Below are 24022 nucleotides of genomic sequence, written 5' to 3' on the forward strand. Positions count from 1 at the left end.
CTTCCTAAAACAGGTGTCTTGCCAGTTTTTGATACGACGTCTAGCGTCAAAAGAGAACTCGACTTAACAAGACACCACTACTTTAACATAAAAGAAAAAGTAGAGAGTACTTTCTCCCGTCGGAGATTTTCTCACTACTAATCTTAGTATGTTTTTGCTATTTTTTGGAATATAAGAATAAAAAAGCTCTTACTCCTAAATAGGAGTAAGAGCTTTTTGGTGTGGTATCATTCTGATGACGAGGCTTCTGTTGATGATGATTCAGAACTTGTTGTGCTAGTTGAGCTTTTGTGAAGTTGCATGTAGCTAGGTGCTTTGAACAAGTCTGCTGTTGATTTGTTGCCGTTTTGGCTATATAGACTGGTTGAATCGTCGCCCAGTTTTTTCTCAATAGCTTTCAAATCTTTAAGCGAATGTGTATATGAAATTGATGACGCATCAACTGTTTTAAGACCAGTGTCTTTATCAAAACGTAACAGGTCACCTGTTTGAATCTCGTCGCTGATAGCTAATTGCTCAGCTGCCGCATCACGAATTTTCTTCGTGGCTTCGACGGTATTTTCATCAGGGTTAGTGATTTCTTCGCCAGTTGCGGTGTAATAAAGGTGTCCACCGTAGCTAGTATAGGTTGGTGTGATGTAGTAACCAGATGTTCTAAGAGCAACGATTTGATTGTTCTCAGGTGAGAGCAAATCTTGTCCAAGTTCAACAAAGTGGCTGGTATCAACACCAAGCAAGTGAAGAAATGTTGGTAAAGCATCAACTTCACCGCCATAAGTATCACTAATGAAACCATCAGTATAACCAGGAATATGAATCATGAACGGAACACGTTGCAACATGGCATTGTCGTATTCGGTCCACGTTTCTGAATCCTTGCCAAGCAATGGTGCTAAGCTTGGATTACGTGAATTAGAGATACCGTAGTGGTCTCCGTAAAGAACAACGATAGTATTATCATATAAACCAGATGCTTTTAAGTAATTGAAGAAGGCTTCAACAGAAGCATCAAGGTAGTTGGCAGTGGCGAAGTAGCCGTTAATGGTTTCGTCATCGGTTTTAGCGAGTGGGAAACCTTCTTCGTCAGATTCGCCATTTAAGCTAGTATAAGGATAATGGTTACTTACGGTAATGAATTTCGTATAGAATGGTTGTTGCATATGCTCAAGGTATTTGATTGAGTCTGCAAACATATACTTATCATTTAGACCGTATTGGAAGGAGTTTTTATCGGTTTGTTCTTGGAAATAAGAAGAATCAAAGAAATAATTGTAACCCCATTGTTTATAAGCGTTGTTACGATTCCAGAAAGAACCGACGTTTCCGTGGAATACGGCGCTGGTGTATCCGCCAGTTTGTGCCAAGATAGATGGAGCGGCATAAGCGGTATTGTCACCACCGTAGTTAACCATGTAAGAACCGCTGCTCAGTCCAAAGAGTGAGGTTTCCATCAACGTTTCGGCATCGGATGTTTTACCAGCCTTAACTTGGTTAAAGAAATTAGCAAATGAAAAGGTTGATTTTGAATGGTAAAGCGAGTTTAAAAATGGTGTGACTTCGTAGGATTGCCCATCAACATCTAACTTGTAGTCAATCAGAAATTGTTGGAAACTTTCCAAATGCAGCACGATAACATTCTTGCCTTTAGCGATACCAAAGTATTTAGGATCGGGAGCGGCGTAATGCTCTTTGACATAATCTTCTACCTTGACCAAATCATCAGCAGTAGCTTCGCTTCGTTCTTTTTCAGCACGGTAGGTTTGATTGGCACTATAAACGGTGAACGATGGCAAACCTAAGGCTCGAACGACATAAACGTTTGAAAAACCACGTGTGAGCAACTCAGGACGGTCAATTTCTGCCATAAAGAGGTTAATTGAAAAGAGCAACCCTGAAAGTGCTGTAATCGCAAAACTTGCTCTCTTGTTAAATGGACGCGGGTCCATGCTGATTTTCTTCGTCGCAAAAAGCGTAATAAGAATAATATAATCTAGAATATAAACAATATCCCAGACACGCAGTAAGTTAACAGCAGAATCCCCTAGACCAGCCGACACCTTGCTACTTGCTAGCATGGCACTGACGGTAATAAAGTCAGAGAATTCACGGAAATAAATGACATTAGAAATGAGTAGGATATTTAAAATCGTGTAAGTAATCCAACTCACAATATAAAAGGTTCGGGTTCGTTTGATATAAAGGCTTAACCCTAATAAGAACAAACCAAATGGGATGGGATTTAAAATGGATAGGATAACTTGATAGAAATTTCCTAAATCAAGGGTAAAATCAATATGATAAGCCCACATGGTTTTTAGCCAATAAAGCAATAAAAGTGTTAAAATGAATCCCAAACGTGTACTCAACACGTGTGAGATAACCTGTTTCAATTTTTTCACTGTAGGAACTTCCTTTTTTTATTTTTCCTAAAGACAAAATCTCAGTTAAGATTATAACATAAATTTATTTTAGGGAGCCAGAAGAAATGCAAAAAATAGTAGGAAAACGCACAAAATTTTGATATAATAAGCCTTATGAATAAACTATATGTAGGCTCTTCTACAGAAAAAAAAATAAAACGTGGGGTTCAGCTTTTAGATGATAAAGATTGTTATCAGGCTAAAGGCGATGACCAGTTGGTGGGGCTTTATAATCAATCGCACCAGTTTTTAGGGACAGCTTATCTTTCTCGACAAAATAAGGGGCGTGGTTGGTTCTTGAGCCCTAAAAAAGTAACACTAACGGAAGCTTATTTTTTTAATCTGTTTCGAATAGCCAAAGAACGGCGTCAACCGTTTGAAAATTCTGATTTTACGACATCTTATCGGCTATTTAACCAAGATGGAGATAATTTTGGTGGTATAACGGTTGACCGTTATGCTGATTTTGCTGTATTCTCATGGTACAATCCCTTTGTTTACCAACACCGTGACACGATTGTGAAGGCTTTTCAACAAGCTTATCCTGAAATCAAGGGCGGTTATGAGAAAATTCGATTCAAAGGGTTGAATTATGAATCAGCTCACCTTTACGGCCAAGAAGCACCAAGCCATTTTACTATTTTGGAAAATGGGGTTAAGTACAGTGTTTTCATGAATGACGGTTTGATGACAGGTATCTTTTTGGACCAACATGATGTTCGCAATGCCTTGATTAACGAGCTGGGTTTGGGAAAACGTGTCTTAAATATGTTTTCTTACACAGCAGCTTTTTCCGTTGCGGCAGCCATGGGTGGTGCTGTTGAAACCACGTCTGTGGATTTGGCCAAACGTTCTCGTGAACTCTCAAAAGCGCATTTTGAGAGCAATGGATTGGATTTAGCAGCTCACCATTTTGTGGTCATGGATGTTTTTGAGTATTTCAAATACGCTAAACGTAAGCACTTGACCTTTGATGTTATTGTTATCGACCCACCAAGTTTTGCCCGTAATAAAAAGCACACTTTTTCGGTCGCTAAAGATTATCATCGACTTATTAGTCAAGCTTTAGATATTCTAGCAGATAACGGCGTCATTATTGCCTCTACCAATGCGTCAAATGTCTCAGTAGCACAGTTCAAAAAGCAATTGGAAAAGGGCTTTGCTTCTGTTAAGCATGACTACCTCCGCTTACAACAATTGCCAAGTGATTTCACAGTCAACGAGGCAGACGCTGTTAGCAATTATTTGAAAGTATTTACAATAAGGGTTAAAAAATGAAAATAGTAGTACCTATAATGCCTAAAAGTTTAGAAGAGGCCCAGAATATTGACGCTTCAAAATTTGAAGGAGCTGATATTATCGAATGGCGTGCGGATGTTTTGAAAAAAGACGACATTATGACCGTTGCCCCAGCTATCTTTGAAACCTTTGCAGGCAGAGAAATTCTTTTTACGATTCGTACCGATAAAGAAGGCGGTCAGATGCAAATATCTGATGAGGACTATGTTGCCTTGTTAAAAGACATTAATGCCATTTATCATCCAGATTACATTGACTTTGAGTATTTCTCACATAAAGCAGCTTTTCAGGAAATGTTAGAGTTTTCAAATCTGGTTTTGTCTTACCATAATTTTGAAGAAACACCTGAAAATCTTATGGCTTCGTTTTCTGAGTTGACAGCTTTGGCACCGCGCGTGGTTAAGATTGCCGTGATGCCAAACAGTGAACAAGATGTTTTGGATTTGATGAATTACACTCGTGGGTTTAAAACCTTAAACCCAGAGCAAGAGTATGCCACCATGTCAATGGGCAAACTCGGCCGTTCGTCACGTCTTGCGGTGGATGTTTTTGGGTCATCTTGGTCTTTTGCTTGCCTAGACCAAGCTAGCGCACCAGGACAAATCGCCTTACAAGATTTGCGACATATCAGGGAGGTACTTAATGAAAATTGATGGACACACGCGGTTAGCAGCGGTGGTTGCAACTCCAATTAAGCACTCTATTTCACCATTTATCCATAATTATGCCTTTGATAAGACAGGTGTCAATGGGGTGTATGTGGCTTGGGATATTCCAGAAGCAGACCTCAAAGTAACCTTGGAAAATGTCAAACGCTACGATATGTTTGGTGTCAATATTTCCATGCCCTACAAACAAAAAGTCATTCCTTACATGGATGAATTGACAGACTCGGCACAATTGATTGGTGCGGTTAATACGGTTATTCATCGTGACGGTAAATTGATTGGGCACAACACTGATGGCATTGGCTTCTTTAGAAGTTTAGCGACTTTTGCTGATTTTGATGTCAAAGATAAGACTATGACCATCCTTGGAGGTGGCGGAGCAGCAACGGCGCTTATTGCACAAGCCGCACTTAATGGCGCTCGTCACATTAACATTTTCAACCAAACAGCTTTTTTAGAAGCAACACGTCAAAAAGCACAAGAATTAGCAGATAAAACGGGCGTATCTATTGACGTTTACCCTGTTGAGGATGTTTCTTTGATTCAAGAGAAGGTTTTGGCATCGCAATTATTTGTGAACGCGACAAGCGTGGGAATGGACGGCATATCAATGCTTATCGCAGAAGATTTTACCTTCCCAGAAGGTATTCTGGTAGCAGATACCATTTACCAACCTTTTGAAACGCCATTTTTAGCCTTGGCACGCCGTCAAGGATTAACAGCGTTAAATGGTTTGGGTATGCTTTTGTTCCAAGCAGCTGAAGCCTTTGAATGTTGGACGAGAGAAACCATGCCAACTGCTGAAATTTGGTCAGCGCTTGAAGAAAAATACAATACAAAATAAGAATAACAGGTAGGTGACGCGTATGAAACTAAATGTTAATCTTCCAACCCCTTACGATATTGTGATTGAAAAGGGTGCCCTAGCAAAAGCGGGTGATTGGGTGGCGACATTGTGGCAACCACAAAAAATTGCTATTATCACGGACAATCGTGTGGGCAGTTTATATGCTGAAACAGTTAAATTAAGCCTTGAAAATGCTGGTTTTGAAGCTATTGTCTTTGATTTTTTAGAAGGTGAAGCGTCTAAAAATCTTAAGACAGTCAATAAGGCTTATGAATTTCTTGTTAAACACGAGATGACTCGCAGTGATGGCATCGTTGCTCTAGGTGGCGGTGTTGTTGGTGATTTGGCTGGTTTTGTCGCGTCAACTTATATGCGTGGAATTCATTTCTTGCAAATACCAACGAGTTTGACAGCTCAAGTGGATTCATCTATTGGTGGCAAGACAGGCGTCAACACATCTTTTGCGAAAAATATGGTCGGGACATTCACCCAACCTGATGGGGTTTTAATTGATCCTGAAACTCTCCAAACCCTCGGAAAACGTGAACTTATCGAAGGTATGGGAGAGGTTATCAAGTACGGATTGATTGATGATGTGGAACTTTGGGAAGAACTGTCTGCAATGGATGGTTCGCCTGAGAGCATTTTGGCCCATGCTGAAAGCATTATCTACCGTTCTTGTAATGTGAAACGCAAGGTTGTTGTTGAGGATGAGTTAGATAATGGTGTCCGCCTTTACCTTAATTTTGGTCATACCATTGGTCATGCGATTGAAGCAACCGCTGGTTATGGCAAAGTCATGCACGGTGAAGCAGTCGCGATTGGTATGGTACAAATCTCTCGTGTGGCTGAGAAAAAAGGCTTGATGCCACAAGGCATTACCCAAGCTATTGAGAACATGTGCCAAAAATTTGGCTTGCCAACGGATTACCAACCTTGGCAGGTTGATGAGCTTTATAATGCTTTAAAACATGACAAGAAAGCTCGCGGACACATGATTAAGACAGTCATTGTTCCTGAATTGGGGCGTGCAGCCATCAATCAGATACCACTTGAAGAGATGAAAGCGTATTTGGAGAAATAAAATGAGATATTTAACAGCTGGTGAATCACACGGACCGCGTTTAACGGCTATTATCGAGGGGGTTCCTGCGGGGCTTCCTTTGACGGCTGAGGATATAAACGGCGATTTGAAACGTCGCCAAGGTGGCTACGGTCGTGGCGGACGCATGAAAATCGAATCGGATAAAGTGGAAATCACTTCTGGTGTGCGTCACGGAAAAACAACTGGCGCGCCAATCACCCTTCATGTCATCAATAAAGACCACCAAAAATGGTTAGACATTATGGCGGTTGAAGATATCGAGGATAGGCTCAAAACCAAACGCAAAATCACGCACCCACGTCCAGGGCACGCTGACCTTGTTGGAGGCATGAAATATCGTTTTGATGATTTGCGTAATTCCTTGGAACGTTCGTCAGCGCGTGAAACCACGATGCGTGTTGCTGTTGGAGCGGTTGCTAAGCGTATTTTGGCAGAATTGGATATCGAGATTGCTAATCACGTGGTTGTTTTTGGCGGAAAAGAAATTGACGTTCCAGAAGGTTTGACCGTCGCTCAAATCAAGGAGTTGGCTAGCCAATCTGAAGTGTCTATTGTCAATCAAGAACGTGAGCAAGAAATCAAGGATTATATTGACCAGATCAAAAAAGATGGAGATACCATTGGTGGTATCGTGGAAACGGTTGTTGGTGGTGTTCCTGTCGGGCTTGGTTCTTATGTTCAGTGGGACAAAAAACTCGATGCGAAAATCGCAGCTGCCGTGCTATCCATCAATGCCTTCAAGGGTGTTGAGTTTGGGCTAGGTTTCAAGGACGGCTATCTCAAAGGTAGTCAAGTAATGGATGAAATCCTTTGGAATGAAGAAGAAGGCTACACACGTCGCACCAACAATCTTGGCGGATTTGAAGGTGGGATGTCCAATGGGCAACCCATTGTTGTACGTGGTGTCATGAAACCTATTCCAACGCTTTACAAGCCACTGATGTCAGTGGATATTGAAACGCACGAGCCATATAAGGCAACGGTTGAGCGTTCAGATCCAACAGCTCTACCTGCGGCAGGTGTTGTCATGGAGTCTGTTGTAGCAACCGTTATTGCTGATGAAATTTTAGATAAATTCTCGTCAGATAATTTGGAAGAACTAAAAGATGCGGTTGCTAGATACCGTGATTATGTCAAACATTTCTAAAAAACACAGAGATAGCTTGTGTGATGGGGGAAAAATCAAGGATGGAAAATAAAATCATTTCGATTATCGGTCTAGGCTTGATTGGCGGATCAATCGCCTTGGGCATTAAGCGTGCCCACCCTGATTACCAGGTCATTGGCTATGATACGTCAGAAAAATCACGCACCATTGCAATGGAACGTGGGATTGTCGATGATTTAGTGACAGACTTGAAAGATTTAGCTCCTATCAGTGATATCATTATCATAGCGGCACCAATAAAACCCACGATTGACATCCTGAAACAATTGGATGATTTGGATTTGAAGGATCAGGTCATTATTACAGATACAGGTTCAACCAAATCTGAGATTGTCGCTGTGGGGGAGTCCGTCTTCGCTAATCGTTCCATTCGTTTTGTGGGTGGGCATCCTATGGCAGGTTCACACAAATCAGGCCCCTTGGCAGCTGATGTGACCTTGTTTGAAAATGCCTATTACATTTTGACGCCGTCTGTCTTAACCTCAGAAGGAACGATAGAAGAAATCCAAGACCTTTTGACAGGGCTTAATGCACGATTTATAAGGATTGATGCGGACGAGCATGATCGTGTGACCAGCCAAATCTCCCATTTTCCCCATATTTTGGCAGCTAGTCTGATGGAACAGGCTGGGGATTATGCTCTTGAACACGAGATGACCAATCAATTTGCGGCAGGTGGTTTTCGTGACATGACGCGAATTTCAGAAAGTGACCCGTCCATGTGGACCAGCGTGCTTTTGAGCAATAAAACAGCCATTCTAGAACGCATTACGGATTTTCAAGACCGTTTGGACGCGGTTGCCAAATTGATTGTTCAAAGTGATGACCAAGCTATTTGGGATTATTTTTACCATGCGCGTGACACACGTCAACAGATGACCATTCACAAGCGTGGTGGCGTGGAAAGTAGTTTTGATATTTTTGTCGATATTCCTGACAAGGAAGACGTGATTTTGGATATTCTTGAATTGCTTCGAGGTATTTCGCTGGTGAATATCCATATTAACGAGAAAAACCGCGAGGATATCAATGGTATTTTGCAAATCTCTTTCAAAAATAGGAAAGATTTAGAACGTGCCAAGCAAGCAATTAGCGAACACACAGATTATAATGTTTATATTAATTAAGGAGAAGATTAATGGCAAATGTTTATGATTTAGCAAATGAATTGGAACGTGGTATTCGTGCCCTTCCTGAGTACAAAAAAGCTGAAGAAAGTCGTGCGGCTATCGAGGCTGACCCAGTAGCTAAAGACTTGTTCAAGGAATTTACAGATTTCCAACAAGGCCTTTATGCTAAAATCCAATCTGGGCAAATGCCAACAGGTGATGAGCAAACCAAAATGCAAGAACTCGGTGCCAAAATTGAGGGTAATCCTGTTTTGAAAGATTACCTTGATGCCCAACAAGCCTTGTCTGTTTATGTAGCAGATATTGAAAAGATTGTTTTTGGTCCTTTGCAAGATTTAGTGAAATAAAAAAAGAAACCTGACATGAGTTGTTAGGTTTCTTTCGTATTTTTTAGCTGAAAGGGCTATAATGTGGAGTAATATCACAAGGAGGTAGGTTTTATGTCGCGTAAGGTTGGAATTATTGGAATGGGACATGTCGGTTCAACGGTTGCTCACGGTTTGATTGCTCAAGGAGCATTTGATGACTATGTTTTGATTGATACAAATGAGAAAAAGGTGACGGCCGATGCTGTGGATTTCCGCGATGCAGCAGCCAATCTCAATCAGCACGCCAATATCGTGGTTAATGACTATGCGGCTTTGGCGGATGCAGATGTGGTGATTTCAGCCTTGGGAAATATTGCTTTGCAGGACAATCCAAATGCAGATCGCTTTGCAGAATTGCCATTTACAGCTAAAGAAGTGCCACAAGTAGCGAAACGCCTCAAAGAAGTTGGCTTTAACGGCGTGATTATCGCCATTTCAAATCCTGTTGATGTGGTCACAAGTCTATACCAACACTATTCAGGACTACCTAAGGAACGTGTCATTGGGACGGGAACTTTGTTGGATACGGCGCGAATGAAACGTGCGGTGGCCGAACGTTTTGGTGTTGATGCTCGTAGTGTTTATGGTTATAATTTGGGAGAGCACGGCAATTCTCAATTTACGGCATGGAGTCAAGTCCGAGTGAAAGGGCAACCTATTGCAAGCTTCACTGACAGGGAAACTTTGGACGAGATTGCTCACGAAGCCATGATTGGTGGACACACTGTCTTTTATGGCAAAAAATACACCAGCTATGGCATTGCCAGCGCAGCCATTCGTTTGGCGCTTGCGGTTGTTTCAGATAGTCACGAAGAATTGCCGGTTTCTAATTATTATGAACCGCTTGACACCTACCTCAGCTACCCTGCCATTGTCGGCCGTGCTGGTATTATTGAGCAAATCAGCCTAAGCTTGCCAGCAGAAGAAGAGGAAAAATTAGCTTATTCAGCTGATTTCATTAAACGTAAATTTGCAGAAAGTTTGCAGTAAAAAAGCATCTCCCACCTAGCAATCAGGTGGGAGATTTTCCTATGCTTGCAATAAGTGATTTCTAACCTCGGAGATGAAGTAGAGGGAACCTGTCACTACAAATAAGTCCTCAGGATTGTCATTAACCTGTGACAGCCAGTCTTTGTAATGGGAAACCTTGGTGTATGACGCTGGGTAATCCTCCAAGGCCTGTGCTTGATAAAAATCAAACGTGGTCACGGCTACATCAAAGTCAGCCAATTCTTCCAGCAAATGTGCCAAAGGTTTACGGCGCAAGCCTGCAAATAAGATGTGTATAGTTTTATCGGCAAATTCCGTTTTGAGCAAGTCAACTAATTTCGCAATGGAATCTTCGTTGTGGGCGCCATCTAGCATGAGATTAGGACCTAGCCATTCACACCGACCAGCCCAAATAGTCTGTTCTAGCCCTTCTCTAATTGTTTTTAGCGAAATGGCAGAAAAGGACGGTTGCAACAATAGGGCGGTCATGGCTACCAAAGAAGCATTGCTTTGTTGGTGCTTGCCAAGCATTTTGAGTTGAATAGATGACAAATTATCCTTTGGACTCTTGAAATCAAAAGCTCTGCCATTTGAAACGATTGAAAAATCATGTCCCAGAGCATAAATAGGGGAATGGGTCTGCTTTGCTTTTTCCTTGAAAACTTGTTCAACAGGCTCTGCCATTTTCCCAAAAATAAAGGGAACCCCTGTTTTTAGCACCCCAGCCTTGTGACTCGCAATCTCAGTCAGAGTATTTCCCAGCGTTTCTTGGTGGTCAAAGCTAATCGACGGGCAAATGACAGCTAGCGCCTTGAAAACATTGGTCGAGTCATAAGTGCCTCCAATGCCAGCTTCAATAACAGCGATATCCACGTTAGCCATGTTTGCAAAATAGTAAAACATCAAGGTGGTTACCAACTCAAATTCAGTCACTCTGCCAACTTTATGTTGAAAATCAGGACTATCCACAATCGGTCGAATGACTTTGGCAACGGCCACCAAAGCTTGGTCATCGATAGCTTTTCCATCAATAGCAATGCGTTCATTGAAGCGCGTGATAAATGGGGATGTGAAGGTTCCTGTGTGGTAGCCAGAAGCCGTTAAAATGTGTTGCAAAAAGCTAGTTGTTGAACCTTTGCCATTTGTTCCAACAACATGGATAGCAGGAAAGGTGTCTTGTGGGTTATCCAGCAGAGTAAGTAAATAGCGCATTCGTTCAAGGCTAGGACGGCGCCCATTTGCCTTGAACGAATGAATCCAATCAAGTGTTTGTGTATAGTTCATAGGTATTTTTAGCGATTGAAAAATGGAATAATTGCTTATTCCATTGGTATGATGTTACGAAGTGAGATTAGTTTCCAGTCGTTGTGTCGGCATTACTGCTTGCAGTAGTGTTGCTAGAAGCTGGGGTTGAGCTAGATGGTGTGCTCGTGCTTTGTTGTGTATCAGTAGCACTAGAACTTGCGGTGTTATCTGTATTTGAACTGTAGCTACTGTTAGTGTTTCCATTAGTAATGGCATCAGATGTTTTAGCGTTATTGGTTGTATTATTGTTTGCAGTGGCGGGAGCAGAGTAGTCATTATCATAATCTGACGTATCTGTTTTACTATCATCTCTGTCATCATCGTCTTTTTCTTTAATCACAACGGTCGTCGTGGTTGTTGACTTGTGATTGGGTTTAGAACTTGATGAACTATTTAAGGCGTTATTGATGGTAATGCTAGCCACGATGATACTGAGTATCGAACCGACAAGGGCGACGGTTTTTTGAAGGGCAGAAAATCCCGTTTTAATATGTTTTGTTGGGGTAGCAGACTTTTCTTCTTTTTTCGTTTCTAAATGTTCACGTCTTGAATAATGTTGAGGCATAGTTTACTCCTTTTCACGTATGTTTCTATTATAGAACATTCTTTTTAAATGTCCAGCATTTAATCATGTTTTCAATAGCATCGCTAAGACACCACTATTATATTAACAAGAAAGTCTTATGGAAAACTAAAGAGAAATCTTTTCCACATATTTAAGACTGTGTTATAATGATAGTATTGATTTTTTTTGAAGGAATAAGCTATGATATATTTTGATAACGCAGCTACAACCATTCCGTACGATGAGGCTTTACGCACTTATCAAGAAGTAGCGAGTAAAATTATTGGAAATCCCTCTAGTTTGCATAACTTGGGGACAAAATCGAGTCGTATTTTAGAAGCAAGTCGCAAGCAAATAGCGGATTTACTGGGTGTCAACACCGATGAGATTGTCTTTACCTCTGGTGGAACCGAAGGGGATAACTGGGTATTAAAAGGTGTCGCCTTTGAAAAAGAGCCCCAAGGCAATCACATTATTGTGTCTGACATTGAGCACCCAGCTGTGAAAGAATCAGCCAAATGGTTGAGCCAGCACGGTTTTGATGTTTCTTATGCTCCTGTTGATGAGCGTGGGTTTGTGGATGTGGCGGCTTTAGCGGACTTGTTGCGTCCTGAGACAATCTTGGTTTCCGTTATGGCGGTCAATAATGAAATTGGTTCTATTCAGCCCATTGCAGCGATTTCAGATGTGTTAGCAGACAAGCCAGGTATTACCTTCCATGTGGATGCCGTCCAAGCTATTGGCAAAGTTCCAGTGGCAGATTATTTGACAGAGCGTGTGGATTTTGCCAGCTTTTCAGGGCATAAATTCCACAGTGTGCGTGGCGTTGGTTTTATTTACAAAAAAGCTGGGAAACGTTTGAATCCTCTTTTGACTGGAGGAGGGCAAGAAGATGGCCTTCGTTCGACAACGGAAAATGTGGCTGGTATTGCTGCAACGGCAAAAGCGCTGCGCTTGACTTTGGAAAAAGAAACCGTGGCTCTACCACGTATTGCCAAAATGAAAGCTGTCATTTATGACGCTTTGGCTGTTTATTCAGATGTGGTAATCTTTTCTGAAAAAACCGATGACTTTGCTCCCAATATCCTAACCTTTGGCATCAAAGGGGTGCGTGGGGAAGTGATTGTTCACGCTTTTGAAGAACATGAGATTTACATTTCAACCACATCCGCTTGTTCGTCTAAAGCAGGGCACCCAGCAGGTACCTTGGTGGCGATGGGCGTACCAAGCAAATTGGCCCAATCAGCTGTCAGAATTAGCCTTGATGATGACAATGATATGAGTCAAGTCGAGCAATTTTTGACCATTTTCAAACAAATTTACCATAAAACACAAAAAGTGAGATAATTTTATAGAAAGGAATGAGAGCATTTCTCTCGTGACGTAGCAATGGAATATTCAGAAATTATGGTTCGATATGGCGAACTTTCTACAAAGGGTAAAAATCGGATGCGCTTTATCAATAAATTAAAGCAAAACATCAAGCACGTCCTATCAATCTACCCTGATGTGACCATCACAGCCAATCGTGACCGTGCCCACATTTTCCTAAATGGTACGGATTATGTGCCTGTGGCAGAATCTTTGAAAAACATCTTTGGAATTCAAGCTTTTTCACCGTCTTACAAGGTTGAGAAAAACTTGGAAAGCATTAAACAAGCTGTCCAAGAAGTGATGCAAGATGTTTACCATGACGGTTTGACCTTTAAAATTACTAGCAAACGCAGCGATCACACCTTTGAAATGGATAGTCGTAAGCTTAATCAATACCTCGGTTCAGCTGTTTTTGACGTCTTGCCAAATATCCAAGCTAAGATGAAAGGACCAGACATTAACCTGCAAGTAGAAGTTCGTGAAGAAGCTGCTTACTTGTCTTATGAAAACATCAAGGGAGCTGGCGGGCTTCCTGTTGGAACGGCAGGTCGTGGAATGCTTATGTTGTCAGGTGGTATTGATTCGCCTGTTGCAGGTTACTTAGCCTTGAAACGTGGTGTTGATATTGAAGCTGTACACTTTGCTAGCCCACCTTATACCAGCCCAGGTGCTTTGAAAAAAGCACAGGATTTAACACGAAAATTAACCAAATTTGGTGGCAATATTACCTTTATCGAAGTGCCATTTACGGAAATTCAAGAAGAAATCAAGGAAAAAGCGCCAGAAGCTTACTTGATGACCTTGACCCGTCGTTTCATGATGCGTATTACAGACCGTATCCGTGAAGAACGCAGTGGCTTAGTCATCATCAACGGGGAAAGCCTTGGGCAAGTGGCTAGTCAGACCTTGGAAAGCATGCAAGCTATCAATGCCGTAACGTGCACACCAATTATTCGTCCTGTGGTGACAATGGATAAATTGGAAATCATTGATATTGCTCAAAAAATTGATACTTTCGACATTTCAATCCAACCGTTTGAGGATTGTTGTACCATTTTTGCACCAGACAGACCAAAAACCAATCCAAAAATCAAAAATGTGGAACAATACGAAAAACGCATGGCAGTTGAAGAATTGGTTGAACGTGCAGTTGCTGGCATCAAAGTGACAACCATCACCCCTCAAGCTGATTCAGATGACGTTGATGACATGATTGATGATTTATTGTAAGGAGGAAGGCTATTTTCAATAGCTTTTCTTCTTTTACATTTCGGTTTTCATCACATTATCATGATATAATGGGCATGGAGGTGTGGTGATGTATCGAAAAACAACAAGATGGTGTCTTGCTTTTATTGTCTTGAGTCTTTTGGGTTCTGGGATTTACAGCCTGTTTTTTGAAAAAAGACAGACCAGTGCTCCCAAGGACGCATCAGCAGATAGTGTTCAAACAGCGCGTGTCATGGCAAATGGGGATATTTTAATTCACAATGGCTTATATGGAAGTGCTGAACAAGCCGATGGTAGTTATGATTTTCTGCCCTTTTTTGAATATGTGACCGATTGGATTTCCAGTGCTGATTTGGCGATTGGGGATTATGAAGGAACGATCAGTTCAGATTATCCCTTAGCTGGCTACCCTTTGTTTAATGCGCCTGGTGAGATTGCCCTCGCCATGAAAGAAACAGGATACGATGTTGTTGATTTGGCACATAATCATATTTTGGATTCGGGCTTGTCAGGGGCTCTACAAACGGTCAATATTTTTGAAGACTTGGGTATGGATTGCATTGGCATTTATCAAGAAAATCGTGATAAGGAAGATTTTCTGATTAAGGACGTCAATGGAATTAAAATTGCCATTTTAGGCTATTCTTATGGTTATAATGGCATGGAAGCGACCTTGACAGATAGTGAGTACAAAAAGCATCTATCGGATTTGTCAGAAGATAAGATAAAAGCGGAGATTCAAGAGGCAGAGAAAAAAGCCGATGTAACCATCGTCATGCCGCAAATGGGAACGGAATACGCTTTGGAACCAACCGAAGAGCAAGTGAAACTTTATCATAAAATGATTGATTGGGGTGCAGATGCTATTTTTGGTGGGCACCCACACGTTCCTGAACCTTGTGAAGTGGTTGAAAAAGACGGCGAAAAGAAAATCATTTTCTATTCAATGGGAAATTTCATTTCCAATCAACGACTGGAAACGGTGGATGACATTTGGACTGAGCGTGGTCTGTTATTGGATGTCACGTTTGAAAAACAAGAAGGGAAAACACGCATTAAAAATGTGTCTGCCCACCCGACGATGGTTTGGGTTTGGAGCAAGGGCGTTGTTGGTTCTGAAGGTTTTACCTTGTCTGATTACCGCACGCTGGTTTTAGAAGACTTTATCGAGGGAGGCAAATACCGTCATCTGCTGGATAGCACTATGCAAGAAAAAGTGGATACAGCTTATGCAGAAACGAATGAATTGGTGAATTTACAATGGGATTAACACGTCAAAAAGTGACTCTTTTTTCAAGACAGTACAGAGAAGTCAAGCAACTCTATCAAACGGCTTTTCCAAAAGTGGAGCGCCTACCTTATTTACCGCTAATTTTAAATACCTATCGTCCTTTGACAGACTGTTATGCCTATTATGACGGCGACTCTTTTGTAGGGCTAGCTTACCTACTGCAAAATAACGATTTGCTTTACCTTTTCTTTTTAGCGGTCAATACCAAGATTCGCTCACGTGGTTATGGTAGTGCCATTTTACAAGATATCAAAAAAGTAGCAGGCAATCGTCCCATCATTTTGGCTATTGAGCCTCTGGATGAGTCAGCAGATAATTATGCCCAACGCCAAAAACGTGTGGCGTTTTATGCCAAAAATGGTTTCCAGCTGACTGCTTATTATTATCATGAAGGCAAGGAAATCTACCAAGTTATGGCAACAGATCCGTCGTTAGATATCCATAAGGCAGATAGCCTGACCAAGCAAGCTTTGCTAGGCTTCATTAAAACCTCGTTTGACTTGACTTAATTTTTCTATAAAAAATCAAGAGATATATCTTGCCTAATGAGATAAATCATGATAAAATGAGACTGTTGACTAAATGCACATCCTGTGCAACCGCGCGAACACCGTTTCATTAAGTAGCGTAGCTCACGGTGCAAGGCGAGTCTTCACAAAACGGGATTTCCCGTAACTAATTTTATAGGAGGTGCACGATGAGCACATATGCAATCATCAAAACTGGTGGAAAACAAGTTAAAGTTGAAGTAGGTCAAGCGATCTATGTTGAAAAACTTGATGTTGAAGCTGGTTCAGAAGTAACATTTAACGAAGTTGTTCTTGTTGGTGGAGACAAAACTGTTGTAGGTACACCAGTTGTTGAAGGTGCTACTGTTGTTGGTACTGTTGAAAAACAAGGTAAACAAAAGAAAGTTGTTACTTTCAAATACAAACCTAAAAAAGGTAGCCACCGTAAACAAGGTCACCGTCAACCTTATACAAAAGTTGTTATCAACGCCATCAACGCTTAATTTATCCTTATGATTCATGCAACCTTTATTCGCCGTAAAGGTAACCTAGAAAGCGTTGAGCTGACTGGGCATGCTGGCAGTGGCGAGTATGGTTTTGATATCGTATGTGCAGCCGTTTCAACCTTGTCGATTAACCTGGTTAATTCGCTAGAAGTGTTGGCAGATTGCAAGGCTGATTTAGCGATTGATGAAATTGATGGCGGTTATATGAAGATTGATATCTCTCATATAACGCGAAAGACGGATGAGAAAGTTCAGCTTTTATTTGGAAGCTTTCTTTTAGGGATGACGAACTTGGCAGAAAATTCTCAAGAGTTTGTGTCGGTTCAGGTCATCGCAAACTAATTTGAAAAGAGGACACTATATATGTTAAAAATGAATCTTGCTAACTTGCAACTTTTCGCCCACAAAAAAGGTGGAGGTTCTACATCAAACGGTCGTGATTCACAAGCTAAACGTCTAGGTGCTAAAGCAGCTGACGGACAAACTGTTTCAGGTGGATCAATCCTTTATCGTCAACGCGGTACTCACATTTACCCAGGTGTAAACGTAGGTCGCGGTGGTGACGATACACTCTTCGCTAAAGTTGAAGGTGTTGTACGTTTCGAACGTAAAGGTCGCGATAAAAAACAAGTTTCTGTTTACCCTATCGCAAAATAAGGCTAGAAATAGCATGAGAAAAGCTTTCTGAGAAATCAGGAAGTTTTTTTGTACATTTTTGACTGTGTTACTAAAGTGCCTTGTTTCCATAACTTAGTCATCAGAAAAAGCAAGCGTTTGGCTTGTTTTTTTGATATAATGGAGAAGATGACTTTAGAAAGAATAAGGTAGTATGAATATACAACAATTACGCTATGTGGTAGCGATTGCTAACAGCGGGACCTTTCGAGAGGCAGCTTCGAAGCTTTTTGTGAGTCAGCCGAGTTTATCTGTTGCTATCAGAAATTTGGAAACGGAGTTGGGTTTTCAAATTTTTACAAGAACGACGACTGGGGCTATTTTGACGAGTCAAGGAATGAATTTTTATGAAAAAGCCTTGGATGTTGTGAAAACGTTTGATTCCTTTGAAAAACACTTTTCACAATCAGAGGATTCGCCTGAATTTTCAATTGCTAGTCAGCATTATGATTTTTTACCTCCGTTGATTACCACTTTTTCCAAATTGCATCCTGAGCATCGCCATTTTCGTATATTTGAATCAACAACGATGAGGATTCTAGATGAGGTGGCACAAGGTGATAGTGAGATTGGTATCATTTATCTCAATAACCAAAATCGTAAAGGCTTATTGCAGCGTATGGAAAAGCAGGGCTTGGAATTTGTGGAGCTTATTCCGTTTCAGACTCACATTTATTTGGCGAAAAATCACCCCTTGGCAGACAAAAGTAGTTTGCTCATGAGTGATTTAGTAGATTTTCCAACGGTGCGATTTACACAGGAAAAAGATGAGTATCTCTATTATTCTGAAAATTTTGTGGATACGACAGAAAGTCCTTGTATTTACAATGTTACTGATAGAGCGACTTTGAATGGTATTTTGGAGCGAACAGATGCTTATGCGACTGGGTCCGGCTTTTTAGATAGTCGCAGTGTGAATGGTATCACTGTGATACCGCTTGAAGATGATTTAGATAATAAAATGGTTTATATTAAGCGTAGTGATAAGAATTTGTCGGCCTGTGCGCTTAAATTCGTTTCAGTGATGAAGGATTATTTCGCTGAATTTAGCCCAGAGGTAGTCAGATGAAACAATATCGATATCTTTATTTTTCACTTTTAATGGTCGTTTTGGTCGCCTTGGACCAATGGAGCAAATTATGGATTGTCAAGCACATTCCTTTAGGCAGCATTCATAAGGGGTTGCCACCTATTTTTAGTTTGACCTATTTGCGCAATTATGGTGCGGCATTTTCTATTTTGCAAAATCAACAATGGTTTTTTGTGATTTTAACGATTGTGGTCGTGGGGGCTGCTATTTATTACTTTATCCGAAATCTTAATGGATCGTTCTGGTTCTTGTTGAGCTTGAGTTTGATTATTTCGGGTGGATTGGGCAATTTCATTGATCGTGTGCGCCTTGGTTATGTGGTGGATATGGTACATTTGGATTTCATGGATTTTGCCATTTTCAATGTCGCCGATTCTTATTTGACCGTCGGTGTTGTGATGTTATTTATTGTGTTGTGGAGAGAAGGAGAAGATGGAATTAATCATTAAAGAATCAGGGATTCGATTGGACAAGGCCTTGGCAGATTTGACCGAATTATCCCGCAGTCAAGCCAATGAAGCTATTAAAAATGGGAATATTTTGGTAAATGGCAAAGCTGTCAAAGCCAAATACAGCGTCAAAGAAGGGGATCTTGTCACTTACGACTTGCCTGAACCAGAAGTCTTAGAATACGAGGCAGAAGATATTCCGCTTGACATTGTGTACGAGGATGATGATGTTGCCGTGGTCAACAAACCACAAGGAATGGTTGTTCACCCTTCAGTAGGGCATACTTCAGGGACCTTGGTCAATGCCTTGATGTATCATATTCACGATTTATCTTCAATCAATGGGGTTGTTCGCCCAGGTATTGTGCATCGTATTGACAAGGACACATCGGGCTTGTTGATGATTGCTAAAAACGATCGTGCCCACCAAGCACTGGCTGAAGAGTTAAAGGACAAGAAATCATTACGCAAGTACTTGGCTATTGTGCATGGCAATATTTCAAATGATCGTGGCGTGATTGAGGCACCTATTGGACGTTCTGAAAAAGACCGCAAAAAACAAGCTGTTATGGCTAAAGGTAAGCCAGCCGTAACTCATTTTAAAGTCTTGGAACGCTTTGGCAATTACACCTTGGTAGAATTGACCTTGGAAACAGGACGTACCCACCAAATTCGGGTACATATGGCTTATATTGGTCATCCTGTGGCAGGGGATCCGCTTTATGGTCCTCGCAAAACCTTGAAAGGTAATGGGCAATTTTTGCACGCTCAAACCCTTGGATTTACCCACCCAACGACTGGCGAAAGCTTACGCTTTTCCGTAGAACCACCAGCTATTTTCCAAGAAACGTTGGAAAATTTGAGACACTAAGACTTGCGCTCATAAGCTTTAGGTTTAGGTTAGTAAAACGCTTGTCAAAATGGGATAGTTTTGGTATGATAAGAAAGTAGATATATCCTTTAATACTGTCCCGTGAGGCAGGCAAGGAGAGAACGATAAAAGAAGTGTGCATCTAGGGTTTGGTGTACCTATATTTTGTGGAATCTCCTTGTTGTTAAGGAGATTTTTTGTATATTTTTTAGTGAGGTTTACGAGATGAAGACAAAAGAAATCGTTGATGATGTTACCATGAAACGTGCGATTACACGTATCACGTATGAGATTATTGAACGCAATAAAAATCTTGATAACATTGTTCTTGCGGGAATCAAAACACGTGGTGTTTACATTGCTCGTCGTATCCAAGACCGTTTGAAACAATTGGAGAATCTTGATATTCCAATCGGTGAATTGGATACAAAACCATTTCGTGATGATATTAAAGTGGAAGAAGACACAACAATCATGCCAATTGATATCACAGGTAAAGATGTGATTTTGGTGGATGATGTGCTTTATACAGGTCGTACTATTCGTGCTGCTATTGATAACTTGGTTAGCCTTGGTCGTCCTGCGCGTGTTAGCCTAGCCGTATTGGTGGATCGCGGACATCGTGAATTGCCAATTCGTGCGGACTATGTCGGTAAAAATATCCCAACAAGCGCCACAGAAGAAATCATTGTGGAAGTGATTGAAATCGACGGTAAAGACCGTGTTAGCATCGTAGATCCTAACTAATTTGTGTCTGGGGATTATGAGAAAGGAAGTGGATTAGTGGATAATATCAAGTACGACGTTAATGAGATGCCCAAACCAGGGATGTTGGTTGGTTTATCATTCCAACACCTCTTTGCCATGTTTGGTGCGACGGTTTTGGTTCCGATTTTGGTGGGAATTGATCCAGCTATAGCCCTGTTTTCAAGTGGTTTAGGAACCTTGGCGCACTTAACAGTGACCAAGTATAAAATTCCAGCTTATATGGGGTCAAGTTTTGCTTACATCGCAACCATGCAAATGTTGATGAAAACAGATGGTATTGCAGCTGTTGCCCAAGGGGCGATGGCAGGAGGTCTGGTTTACTTGCTGGTTGCCTTGATTGTGCGATTTGTTGGTAATGCTTGGATTGATAAGGTTTTACCACCTGTTGTGGTTGGACCAATCATCGTTGTGATTGGATTGAGTTTATCAACAACTGCTGTCAATGATGTCATGTTAAAAGACGGCCAGTACAATTTTATCTACCTTTTGATTGGCTTGGTTACCTTGCTAGCGGTTATATTGTTTAATATGTATGGCAAGAAAATCGTTGCGGTAGTGCCTATCTTGCTCGGTTTAATTGTTGGTTATGTGTTTGCCATAGTTGTTGGTGCCGTGACGGGTCAAAACATTGTTGATTTTTCAGCTGTTTCCCAATCACCGTGGTTCCAAATTCCTGATTTTGACATTTTATTTATTGATTATCATTTTAAAATCTATCCAAGTGCTATTTTAACCATGGCGCCAATTGCTTTTGTAACGATGACAGAGCATTTTGGACACGTAATGGTGTTAAATAGTTTAACTGGTCGTGATTTCTTTAAGGATCCAGGTTTGGACCGCACATTGACAGGTGACGGTTTGGCACAAATCATCGCTGGTTTCTTTGGTGCACCGCCAGTAACGTCGTACGGTGAAAACATCGGGGTTATGGCGCTTAATAAAATTTATTCGGTTTACGTCATTGCTGGAGCTGCAGTGATTGCAGTGGTGATGAGTTTTATCGGTAAGGTGTCAGCTCTCTTGTCTTCAATCCCAACACCAGTCATTGGAGGTATTTCAATTGCCTTATTTGGTGTGATTGCCTCAAGTGGTCTGAAAATTTTAGTTGAAAACAAGGTAAATTTTGATAATAAGAAAAACCTGTTGATTGCAAGTGTTATCTTGGTATCTGGAATCGGTAACTTGACCCTACAAGTGGCTGGTTTGCAAATCACAGGTGTGGCACTTTCAACTCTTCTAGGAATTCTTTTATATCAAATTCTTCCAGAAAAGGATTAAAAAATGGCTATAATAGATAATATGGTATCGTTAAAACATTTGGTCACCATGGAAACATTGACCAATGAAGAAGTTTTAGGTTTGATTAAACGTGGCATTGCTTTTAAAAAGAACGAAGCCCATTTCACACCTGAAAGACAATATTTTGCGGCAAATCTCTTTTTTGAATCATCAACACGAACACACAAATCGTTTGAAGTGGCGGAGAAAAAATTAGGTTTGGACGTGATCGAATTTGACGCTAAAACAAGTTCAGTCAATAAAGGCGAAACCCTTTACGATACCATTTTAACGATGAGTTCTTTAGGCATTGATATCTGTGTGATTCGTCATGCCAAAGAAGATTATTACAAAGAGCTTATCGGCAGTCGTACCATTCAGACATCAATTGTCAATGGGGGCGATGGTTCAGGACAACACCCAAGCCAATGCTTGCTAGACTTGATGACGATTTATGAGGAATTTGGTCGATTTGAACAGTTAAAAGTGGCTATCGTGGGGGACATTACGCATTCGCGTGTTGCCAAATCAAATATGCAAATTTTGAAACGCCTTGGAGCAGAGTTGTATTTTGCTGGTCCAGAACAATGGTATTCAGACGAATTTGATGTGTATGGTAAGCACGTTGATTTAGATGAGATTGTGGATGAAGTTGATGTGATGATGATGTTGCGTGTGCAACATGAGCGTCATGACAGTGACAAAGGTTTTTCAAAAGAAACCTACCATAACCGTTATGGTTTGACTCAAGAACGTTACAATCGTTTGAAACCATCAGCAATTATCATGCACCCTGCTCCTGTCAATCGTGATGTCGAAATTGCATCACAATTGGTGGAAGCTCCTAAATCACGTATTGCCACACAAATGCAAAATGGTGTATTTGTTCGTATGGCAATTCTTGAAGCAGTCCTTAATGGCAAAGCGTAAGACGGTATCTGCTAGTTAATAAACAACGTTAAAGTGCTCCCGTGAGAGCAAACGAGAGGAAAAAATATGGCAAAAAGACTTTTAATTTTAGAAGATGGTACAATTTTCGAGGGAACAGCTTTTGGTGCTGACCTTGATGTGACAGGTGAGATTGTTTTTAATACTGGTATGACAGGTTATCAGGAATCGATTACAGACCAATCTTACAACGGTCAAATTTTGACCTTTACTTATCCTTTGGTGGGAAATTATGGTATCAATCGTGATGATTACGAATCTATTACCCCAACTTGTAAGGGTGTGGTGGTTTCTGAAAATGCCCGTTTGGCTAATAACTGGCGTAATCAGATGACCTTGGATGAGTTTTTGAAAGCTAAAAATATCCCTGGCATTTCAGGAATTGACACACGTGCTTTGACTAAAATCATCCGTCAACACGGTACTATGAAAGCAACTCTTGCAAGCGATGGTGATTCTATTGAGCACCTAAAAGTTCAATTGCAAGCAACTGTCTTGCCGACCAATAACATTGAGCAAGTTTCAACAAAAACAGCTTATCCAGCACCTGGTGTGGGGAAAAATATTGTTTTGGTTGACTTTGGACTAAAACATTCTATCTTACGCGAATTTTCAAAACGTAACTGTAATGTGACTGTCGTGCCTTACAATATCACAGCTGAAGAAATTCTTCACTTGAATCCTGACGGAGTGATGTTGTCAAATGGACCTGGTAACCCAGAAGATGTGCCAGAAGCCCTTGATATGATTCGTGGTGTGCAAGGTAAAATTCCAATTTTTGGTATCTGTATGGGACACCAATTGTTCAGCCTAGCTAATGGAGCGACAACCTATAAAATGAAATTCGGTCACCGTGGTTTCAATCATGCTGTTCGTGAAATTGCAACGGGACGTATTGATTTTACCAGTCAAAACCATGGTTATGCGGTGGATCGTGATACTCTACCAGATTGCCTCATGGTAACTCACGAAGAAATTAACGACAAGTCTGTTGAAGGGGTTCGCCACCGCGATTTCCCAGCCTTTTCAGTGCAATTCCACCCAGATGCTGCACCAGGACCACACGATGCAAGCTATCTGTTTGATGATTTCTTGGAATTGATTGATGCTTTTCAAAATGAAAAAGTCACTCGCTAAACAGATTTACTTGTGTCGCTAACTACTTAAT

25 protein-coding genes and 1 other annotated feature are annotated in these 24022 nt (G+C 41.0%); of the genes, 22 read left to right on the plus strand and 3 right to left on the minus strand.

All coding sequences use genetic code 11. The annotated features are described in order from the left end of the window. Positions 1 to 227: 227 nt before the first annotated feature. The gene (locus HFK82_RS01945) at positions 228 to 2399 is read right to left on the minus strand and encodes a sulfatase-like hydrolase/transferase (RefSeq protein ID WP_168260607.1); all 2172 of its coding nucleotides are present in this window, start codon (positions 2397 to 2399) and stop codon (positions 228 to 230) included. A gap of 135 nt (positions 2400 to 2534) precedes the next feature. Between HFK82_RS01945 and HFK82_RS01950 the strand changes: the two genes are divergently transcribed. The 8 genes from HFK82_RS01950 (at position 2535) to HFK82_RS01985 (ending at position 9995) form a co-directional block, all read left to right on the plus strand. Further along, the gene (locus HFK82_RS01950; RefSeq protein ID WP_168260608.1) at positions 2535 to 3698 is read left to right on the plus strand and encodes a class I SAM-dependent rRNA methyltransferase; all 1164 of its coding nucleotides are present in this window, start codon (positions 2535 to 2537) and stop codon (positions 3696 to 3698) included. Beyond that, on the plus strand, positions 3695 to 4372 hold the full coding sequence (gene aroD / locus HFK82_RS01955) for a type I 3-dehydroquinate dehydratase (RefSeq protein WP_168260609.1): 678 nt from the start codon (positions 3695 to 3697) through the stop codon (positions 4370 to 4372). The genes HFK82_RS01950 and aroD overlap by 4 nt, the downstream gene beginning before the upstream one ends. Beyond that, positions 4362 to 5231, plus strand: coding sequence for a shikimate dehydrogenase (locus tag HFK82_RS01960; protein WP_154455137.1), 870 nt, complete (start codon positions 4362 to 4364; stop codon positions 5229 to 5231). The genes aroD and HFK82_RS01960 overlap by 11 nt, the downstream gene beginning before the upstream one ends. A 22-nt stretch (positions 5232 to 5253) precedes the next feature. After that, positions 5254 to 6318 carry a 3-dehydroquinate synthase gene (gene aroB / locus HFK82_RS01965; protein WP_168260610.1) on the plus strand — a complete coding sequence of 355 codons (1065 nt, stop codon included), beginning with the start codon at positions 5254 to 5256 and terminating at the stop codon, positions 6316 to 6318. A 1-nt stretch (position 6319) separates the two neighbouring features. Beyond that, a complete protein-coding gene (aroC, locus tag HFK82_RS01970; protein WP_168260611.1) occupies positions 6320 to 7486 on the plus strand; it encodes a chorismate synthase in 1167 nt (388 codons plus the stop codon). 41 nt (positions 7487 to 7527) lie between these two features. Further along, a complete protein-coding gene (locus tag HFK82_RS01975; protein ID WP_154455134.1) occupies positions 7528 to 8634 on the plus strand; it encodes a prephenate dehydrogenase in 1107 nt (368 codons plus the stop codon). A gap of 11 nt (positions 8635 to 8645) precedes the next feature. Continuing rightward, the gene (locus tag HFK82_RS01980; protein WP_168260612.1) at positions 8646 to 8984 is read left to right on the plus strand and encodes a YlbF/YmcA family competence regulator; all 339 of its coding nucleotides are present in this window, start codon (positions 8646 to 8648) and stop codon (positions 8982 to 8984) included. 93 nt (positions 8985 to 9077) lie between these two features. Next, positions 9078 to 9995 carry an L-lactate dehydrogenase gene (locus tag HFK82_RS01985; protein ID WP_154455132.1) on the plus strand — a complete coding sequence of 306 codons (918 nt, stop codon included), beginning with the start codon at positions 9078 to 9080 and terminating at the stop codon, positions 9993 to 9995. Positions 9996 to 10034: 39 nt separating this feature from the next. Here HFK82_RS01985 and HFK82_RS01990 read toward each other — a convergent pair whose 3' ends face one another. Next, the gene (locus tag HFK82_RS01990) at positions 10035 to 11279 is read right to left on the minus strand and encodes a bifunctional folylpolyglutamate synthase/dihydrofolate synthase (protein ID WP_168260613.1); all 1245 of its coding nucleotides are present in this window, start codon (positions 11277 to 11279) and stop codon (positions 10035 to 10037) included. A gap of 67 nt (positions 11280 to 11346) precedes the next feature. Further along, the gene (locus HFK82_RS01995; RefSeq protein WP_168260614.1) at positions 11347 to 11865 is read right to left on the minus strand and encodes a DUF6556 family protein; all 519 of its coding nucleotides are present in this window, start codon (positions 11863 to 11865) and stop codon (positions 11347 to 11349) included. Between the two features lie 201 nt (positions 11866 to 12066). On the opposite strand from HFK82_RS01995, the gene HFK82_RS02000 reads away from it, so the two are divergent. The 14 genes from HFK82_RS02000 to HFK82_RS02065 all read left to right on the plus strand — a co-directional run bounded on the left by HFK82_RS02000 (position 12067) and on the right by HFK82_RS02065 (position 23991). After that, the gene (locus HFK82_RS02000; RefSeq protein ID WP_154455129.1) at positions 12067 to 13212 is read left to right on the plus strand and encodes a cysteine desulfurase family protein; all 1146 of its coding nucleotides are present in this window, start codon (positions 12067 to 12069) and stop codon (positions 13210 to 13212) included. Between the two features lie 42 nt (positions 13213 to 13254). Further along, positions 13255 to 14469 carry a tRNA uracil 4-sulfurtransferase ThiI gene (gene thiI / locus HFK82_RS02005; RefSeq protein WP_154455128.1) on the plus strand — a complete coding sequence of 405 codons (1215 nt, stop codon included), beginning with the start codon at positions 13255 to 13257 and terminating at the stop codon, positions 14467 to 14469. Between the two features lie 88 nt (positions 14470 to 14557). Then, positions 14558 to 15739, plus strand: coding sequence for a CapA family protein (locus tag HFK82_RS02010; protein ID WP_168260615.1), 1182 nt, complete (start codon positions 14558 to 14560; stop codon positions 15737 to 15739). Further along, entirely contained in the window at positions 15730 to 16269 is a 540-nt protein-coding gene (locus tag HFK82_RS02015; RefSeq protein WP_168260616.1) for a GNAT family N-acetyltransferase, read from the plus strand. Before HFK82_RS02010 ends, HFK82_RS02015 begins: the two co-directional genes overlap by 10 nt. A gap of 78 nt (positions 16270 to 16347) precedes the next feature. Next, positions 16348 to 16422, plus strand: a sequence feature (ribosomal protein L21 leader region). Between the two features lie 35 nt (positions 16423 to 16457). After that, positions 16458 to 16772 (plus strand): 50S ribosomal protein L21, encoded by a 315-nt coding sequence (gene rplU / locus HFK82_RS02020; RefSeq protein ID WP_003065371.1) that lies wholly within the window; start codon positions 16458 to 16460, stop codon positions 16770 to 16772. A 9-nt stretch (positions 16773 to 16781) separates the two neighbouring features. Continuing rightward, a complete protein-coding gene (locus HFK82_RS02025) occupies positions 16782 to 17117 on the plus strand; it encodes a ribosomal-processing cysteine protease Prp (protein WP_154455125.1) in 336 nt (111 codons plus the stop codon). A 21-nt stretch (positions 17118 to 17138) separates the two neighbouring features. Next, positions 17139 to 17432, plus strand: a complete 294-nt coding sequence (gene rpmA / locus HFK82_RS02030; RefSeq protein WP_003065365.1) for a 50S ribosomal protein L27 — start codon at positions 17139 to 17141, stop codon at positions 17430 to 17432. A 172-nt stretch (positions 17433 to 17604) separates the two neighbouring features. Further along, the gene (locus tag HFK82_RS02035) at positions 17605 to 18519 is read left to right on the plus strand and encodes a LysR family transcriptional regulator (RefSeq protein ID WP_168260617.1); all 915 of its coding nucleotides are present in this window, start codon (positions 17605 to 17607) and stop codon (positions 18517 to 18519) included. Next, positions 18516 to 18989, plus strand: coding sequence for a signal peptidase II (gene lspA / locus HFK82_RS02040; RefSeq protein WP_168260618.1), 474 nt, complete (start codon positions 18516 to 18518; stop codon positions 18987 to 18989). The genes HFK82_RS02035 and lspA overlap by 4 nt, the downstream gene beginning before the upstream one ends. Further along, positions 18973 to 19860 carry an RluA family pseudouridine synthase gene (locus HFK82_RS02045; RefSeq protein ID WP_168260619.1) on the plus strand — a complete coding sequence of 296 codons (888 nt, stop codon included), beginning with the start codon at positions 18973 to 18975 and terminating at the stop codon, positions 19858 to 19860. Before lspA ends, HFK82_RS02045 begins: the two co-directional genes overlap by 17 nt. A gap of 225 nt (positions 19861 to 20085) precedes the next feature. Next, the gene (gene pyrR, locus HFK82_RS02050; RefSeq protein ID WP_154455121.1) at positions 20086 to 20607 is read left to right on the plus strand and encodes a bifunctional pyr operon transcriptional regulator/uracil phosphoribosyltransferase PyrR; all 522 of its coding nucleotides are present in this window, start codon (positions 20086 to 20088) and stop codon (positions 20605 to 20607) included. 36 nt (positions 20608 to 20643) lie between these two features. After that, entirely contained in the window at positions 20644 to 21906 is a 1263-nt protein-coding gene (locus HFK82_RS02055; RefSeq protein WP_336497808.1) for a uracil-xanthine permease family protein, read from the plus strand. Between the two features lie 3 nt (positions 21907 to 21909). Continuing rightward, entirely contained in the window at positions 21910 to 22836 is a 927-nt protein-coding gene (locus tag HFK82_RS02060) for an aspartate carbamoyltransferase catalytic subunit (protein WP_154455120.1), read from the plus strand. 66 nt (positions 22837 to 22902) lie between these two features. Further along, on the plus strand, positions 22903 to 23991 hold the full coding sequence (locus tag HFK82_RS02065; protein WP_154455119.1) for a carbamoyl phosphate synthase small subunit: 1089 nt from the start codon (positions 22903 to 22905) through the stop codon (positions 23989 to 23991). The last annotated feature ends 31 nt before the right edge of the window (positions 23992 to 24022 follow it).

The sequence above is a fragment of the Streptococcus alactolyticus genome, assembly GCF_012277075.1.
Taxonomy (GTDB): domain Bacteria; phylum Bacillota; class Bacilli; order Lactobacillales; family Streptococcaceae; genus Streptococcus; species Streptococcus alactolyticus.

Bases quoted from the DNA above. Each gene is read 5' to 3' on its own strand.
- HFK82_RS01950 (WP_168260608.1), top strand. From the start codon at position 2,535: ATGAATAAACTATATGTAGGCTCTTCTACAGAAAAAAAAATAAAACGT.
- aroD (WP_168260609.1), top strand. From the start codon at position 3,695: ATGAAAATAGTAGTACCTATAATGCCTAAAAGTTTAGAAGAGGCCCAG.
- HFK82_RS01960 (WP_154455137.1), top strand. From the start codon at position 4,362: ATGAAAATTGATGGACACACGCGGTTAGCAGCGGTGGTTGCAACTCCA.
- aroB (WP_168260610.1), top strand. From the start codon at position 5,254: ATGAAACTAAATGTTAATCTTCCAACCCCTTACGATATTGTGATTGAA.
- aroC (WP_168260611.1), top strand. From the start codon at position 6,320: ATGAGATATTTAACAGCTGGTGAATCACACGGACCGCGTTTAACGGCT.
- HFK82_RS01975 (WP_154455134.1), top strand. From the start codon at position 7,528: ATGGAAAATAAAATCATTTCGATTATCGGTCTAGGCTTGATTGGCGGA.
- HFK82_RS01980 (WP_168260612.1), top strand. From the start codon at position 8,646: ATGGCAAATGTTTATGATTTAGCAAATGAATTGGAACGTGGTATTCGT.
- HFK82_RS01985 (WP_154455132.1), top strand. From the start codon at position 9,078: ATGTCGCGTAAGGTTGGAATTATTGGAATGGGACATGTCGGTTCAACG.
- HFK82_RS01990 (WP_168260613.1), bottom strand. From the start codon at position 11,279: ATGAACTATACACAAACACTTGATTGGATTCATTCGTTCAAGGCAAAT.
- HFK82_RS01995 (WP_168260614.1), bottom strand. From the start codon at position 11,865: ATGCCTCAACATTATTCAAGACGTGAACATTTAGAAACGAAAAAAGAA.
- HFK82_RS02000 (WP_154455129.1), top strand. From the start codon at position 12,067: ATGATATATTTTGATAACGCAGCTACAACCATTCCGTACGATGAGGCT.
- thiI (WP_154455128.1), top strand. From the start codon at position 13,255: ATGGAATATTCAGAAATTATGGTTCGATATGGCGAACTTTCTACAAAG.
- HFK82_RS02010 (WP_168260615.1), top strand. From the start codon at position 14,558: ATGTATCGAAAAACAACAAGATGGTGTCTTGCTTTTATTGTCTTGAGT.
- HFK82_RS02015 (WP_168260616.1), top strand. From the start codon at position 15,730: ATGGGATTAACACGTCAAAAAGTGACTCTTTTTTCAAGACAGTACAGA.
- rplU (WP_003065371.1), top strand. From the start codon at position 16,458: ATGAGCACATATGCAATCATCAAAACTGGTGGAAAACAAGTTAAAGTT.
- HFK82_RS02025 (WP_154455125.1), top strand. From the start codon at position 16,782: ATGATTCATGCAACCTTTATTCGCCGTAAAGGTAACCTAGAAAGCGTT.
- rpmA (WP_003065365.1), top strand. From the start codon at position 17,139: ATGTTAAAAATGAATCTTGCTAACTTGCAACTTTTCGCCCACAAAAAA.
- HFK82_RS02035 (WP_168260617.1), top strand. From the start codon at position 17,605: ATGAATATACAACAATTACGCTATGTGGTAGCGATTGCTAACAGCGGG.
- lspA (WP_168260618.1), top strand. From the start codon at position 18,516: ATGAAACAATATCGATATCTTTATTTTTCACTTTTAATGGTCGTTTTG.
- HFK82_RS02045 (WP_168260619.1), top strand. From the start codon at position 18,973: ATGGAATTAATCATTAAAGAATCAGGGATTCGATTGGACAAGGCCTTG.
- pyrR (WP_154455121.1), top strand. From the start codon at position 20,086: ATGAAGACAAAAGAAATCGTTGATGATGTTACCATGAAACGTGCGATT.
- HFK82_RS02060 (WP_154455120.1), top strand. From the start codon at position 21,910: ATGGCTATAATAGATAATATGGTATCGTTAAAACATTTGGTCACCATG.
- HFK82_RS02065 (WP_154455119.1), top strand. From the start codon at position 22,903: ATGGCAAAAAGACTTTTAATTTTAGAAGATGGTACAATTTTCGAGGGA.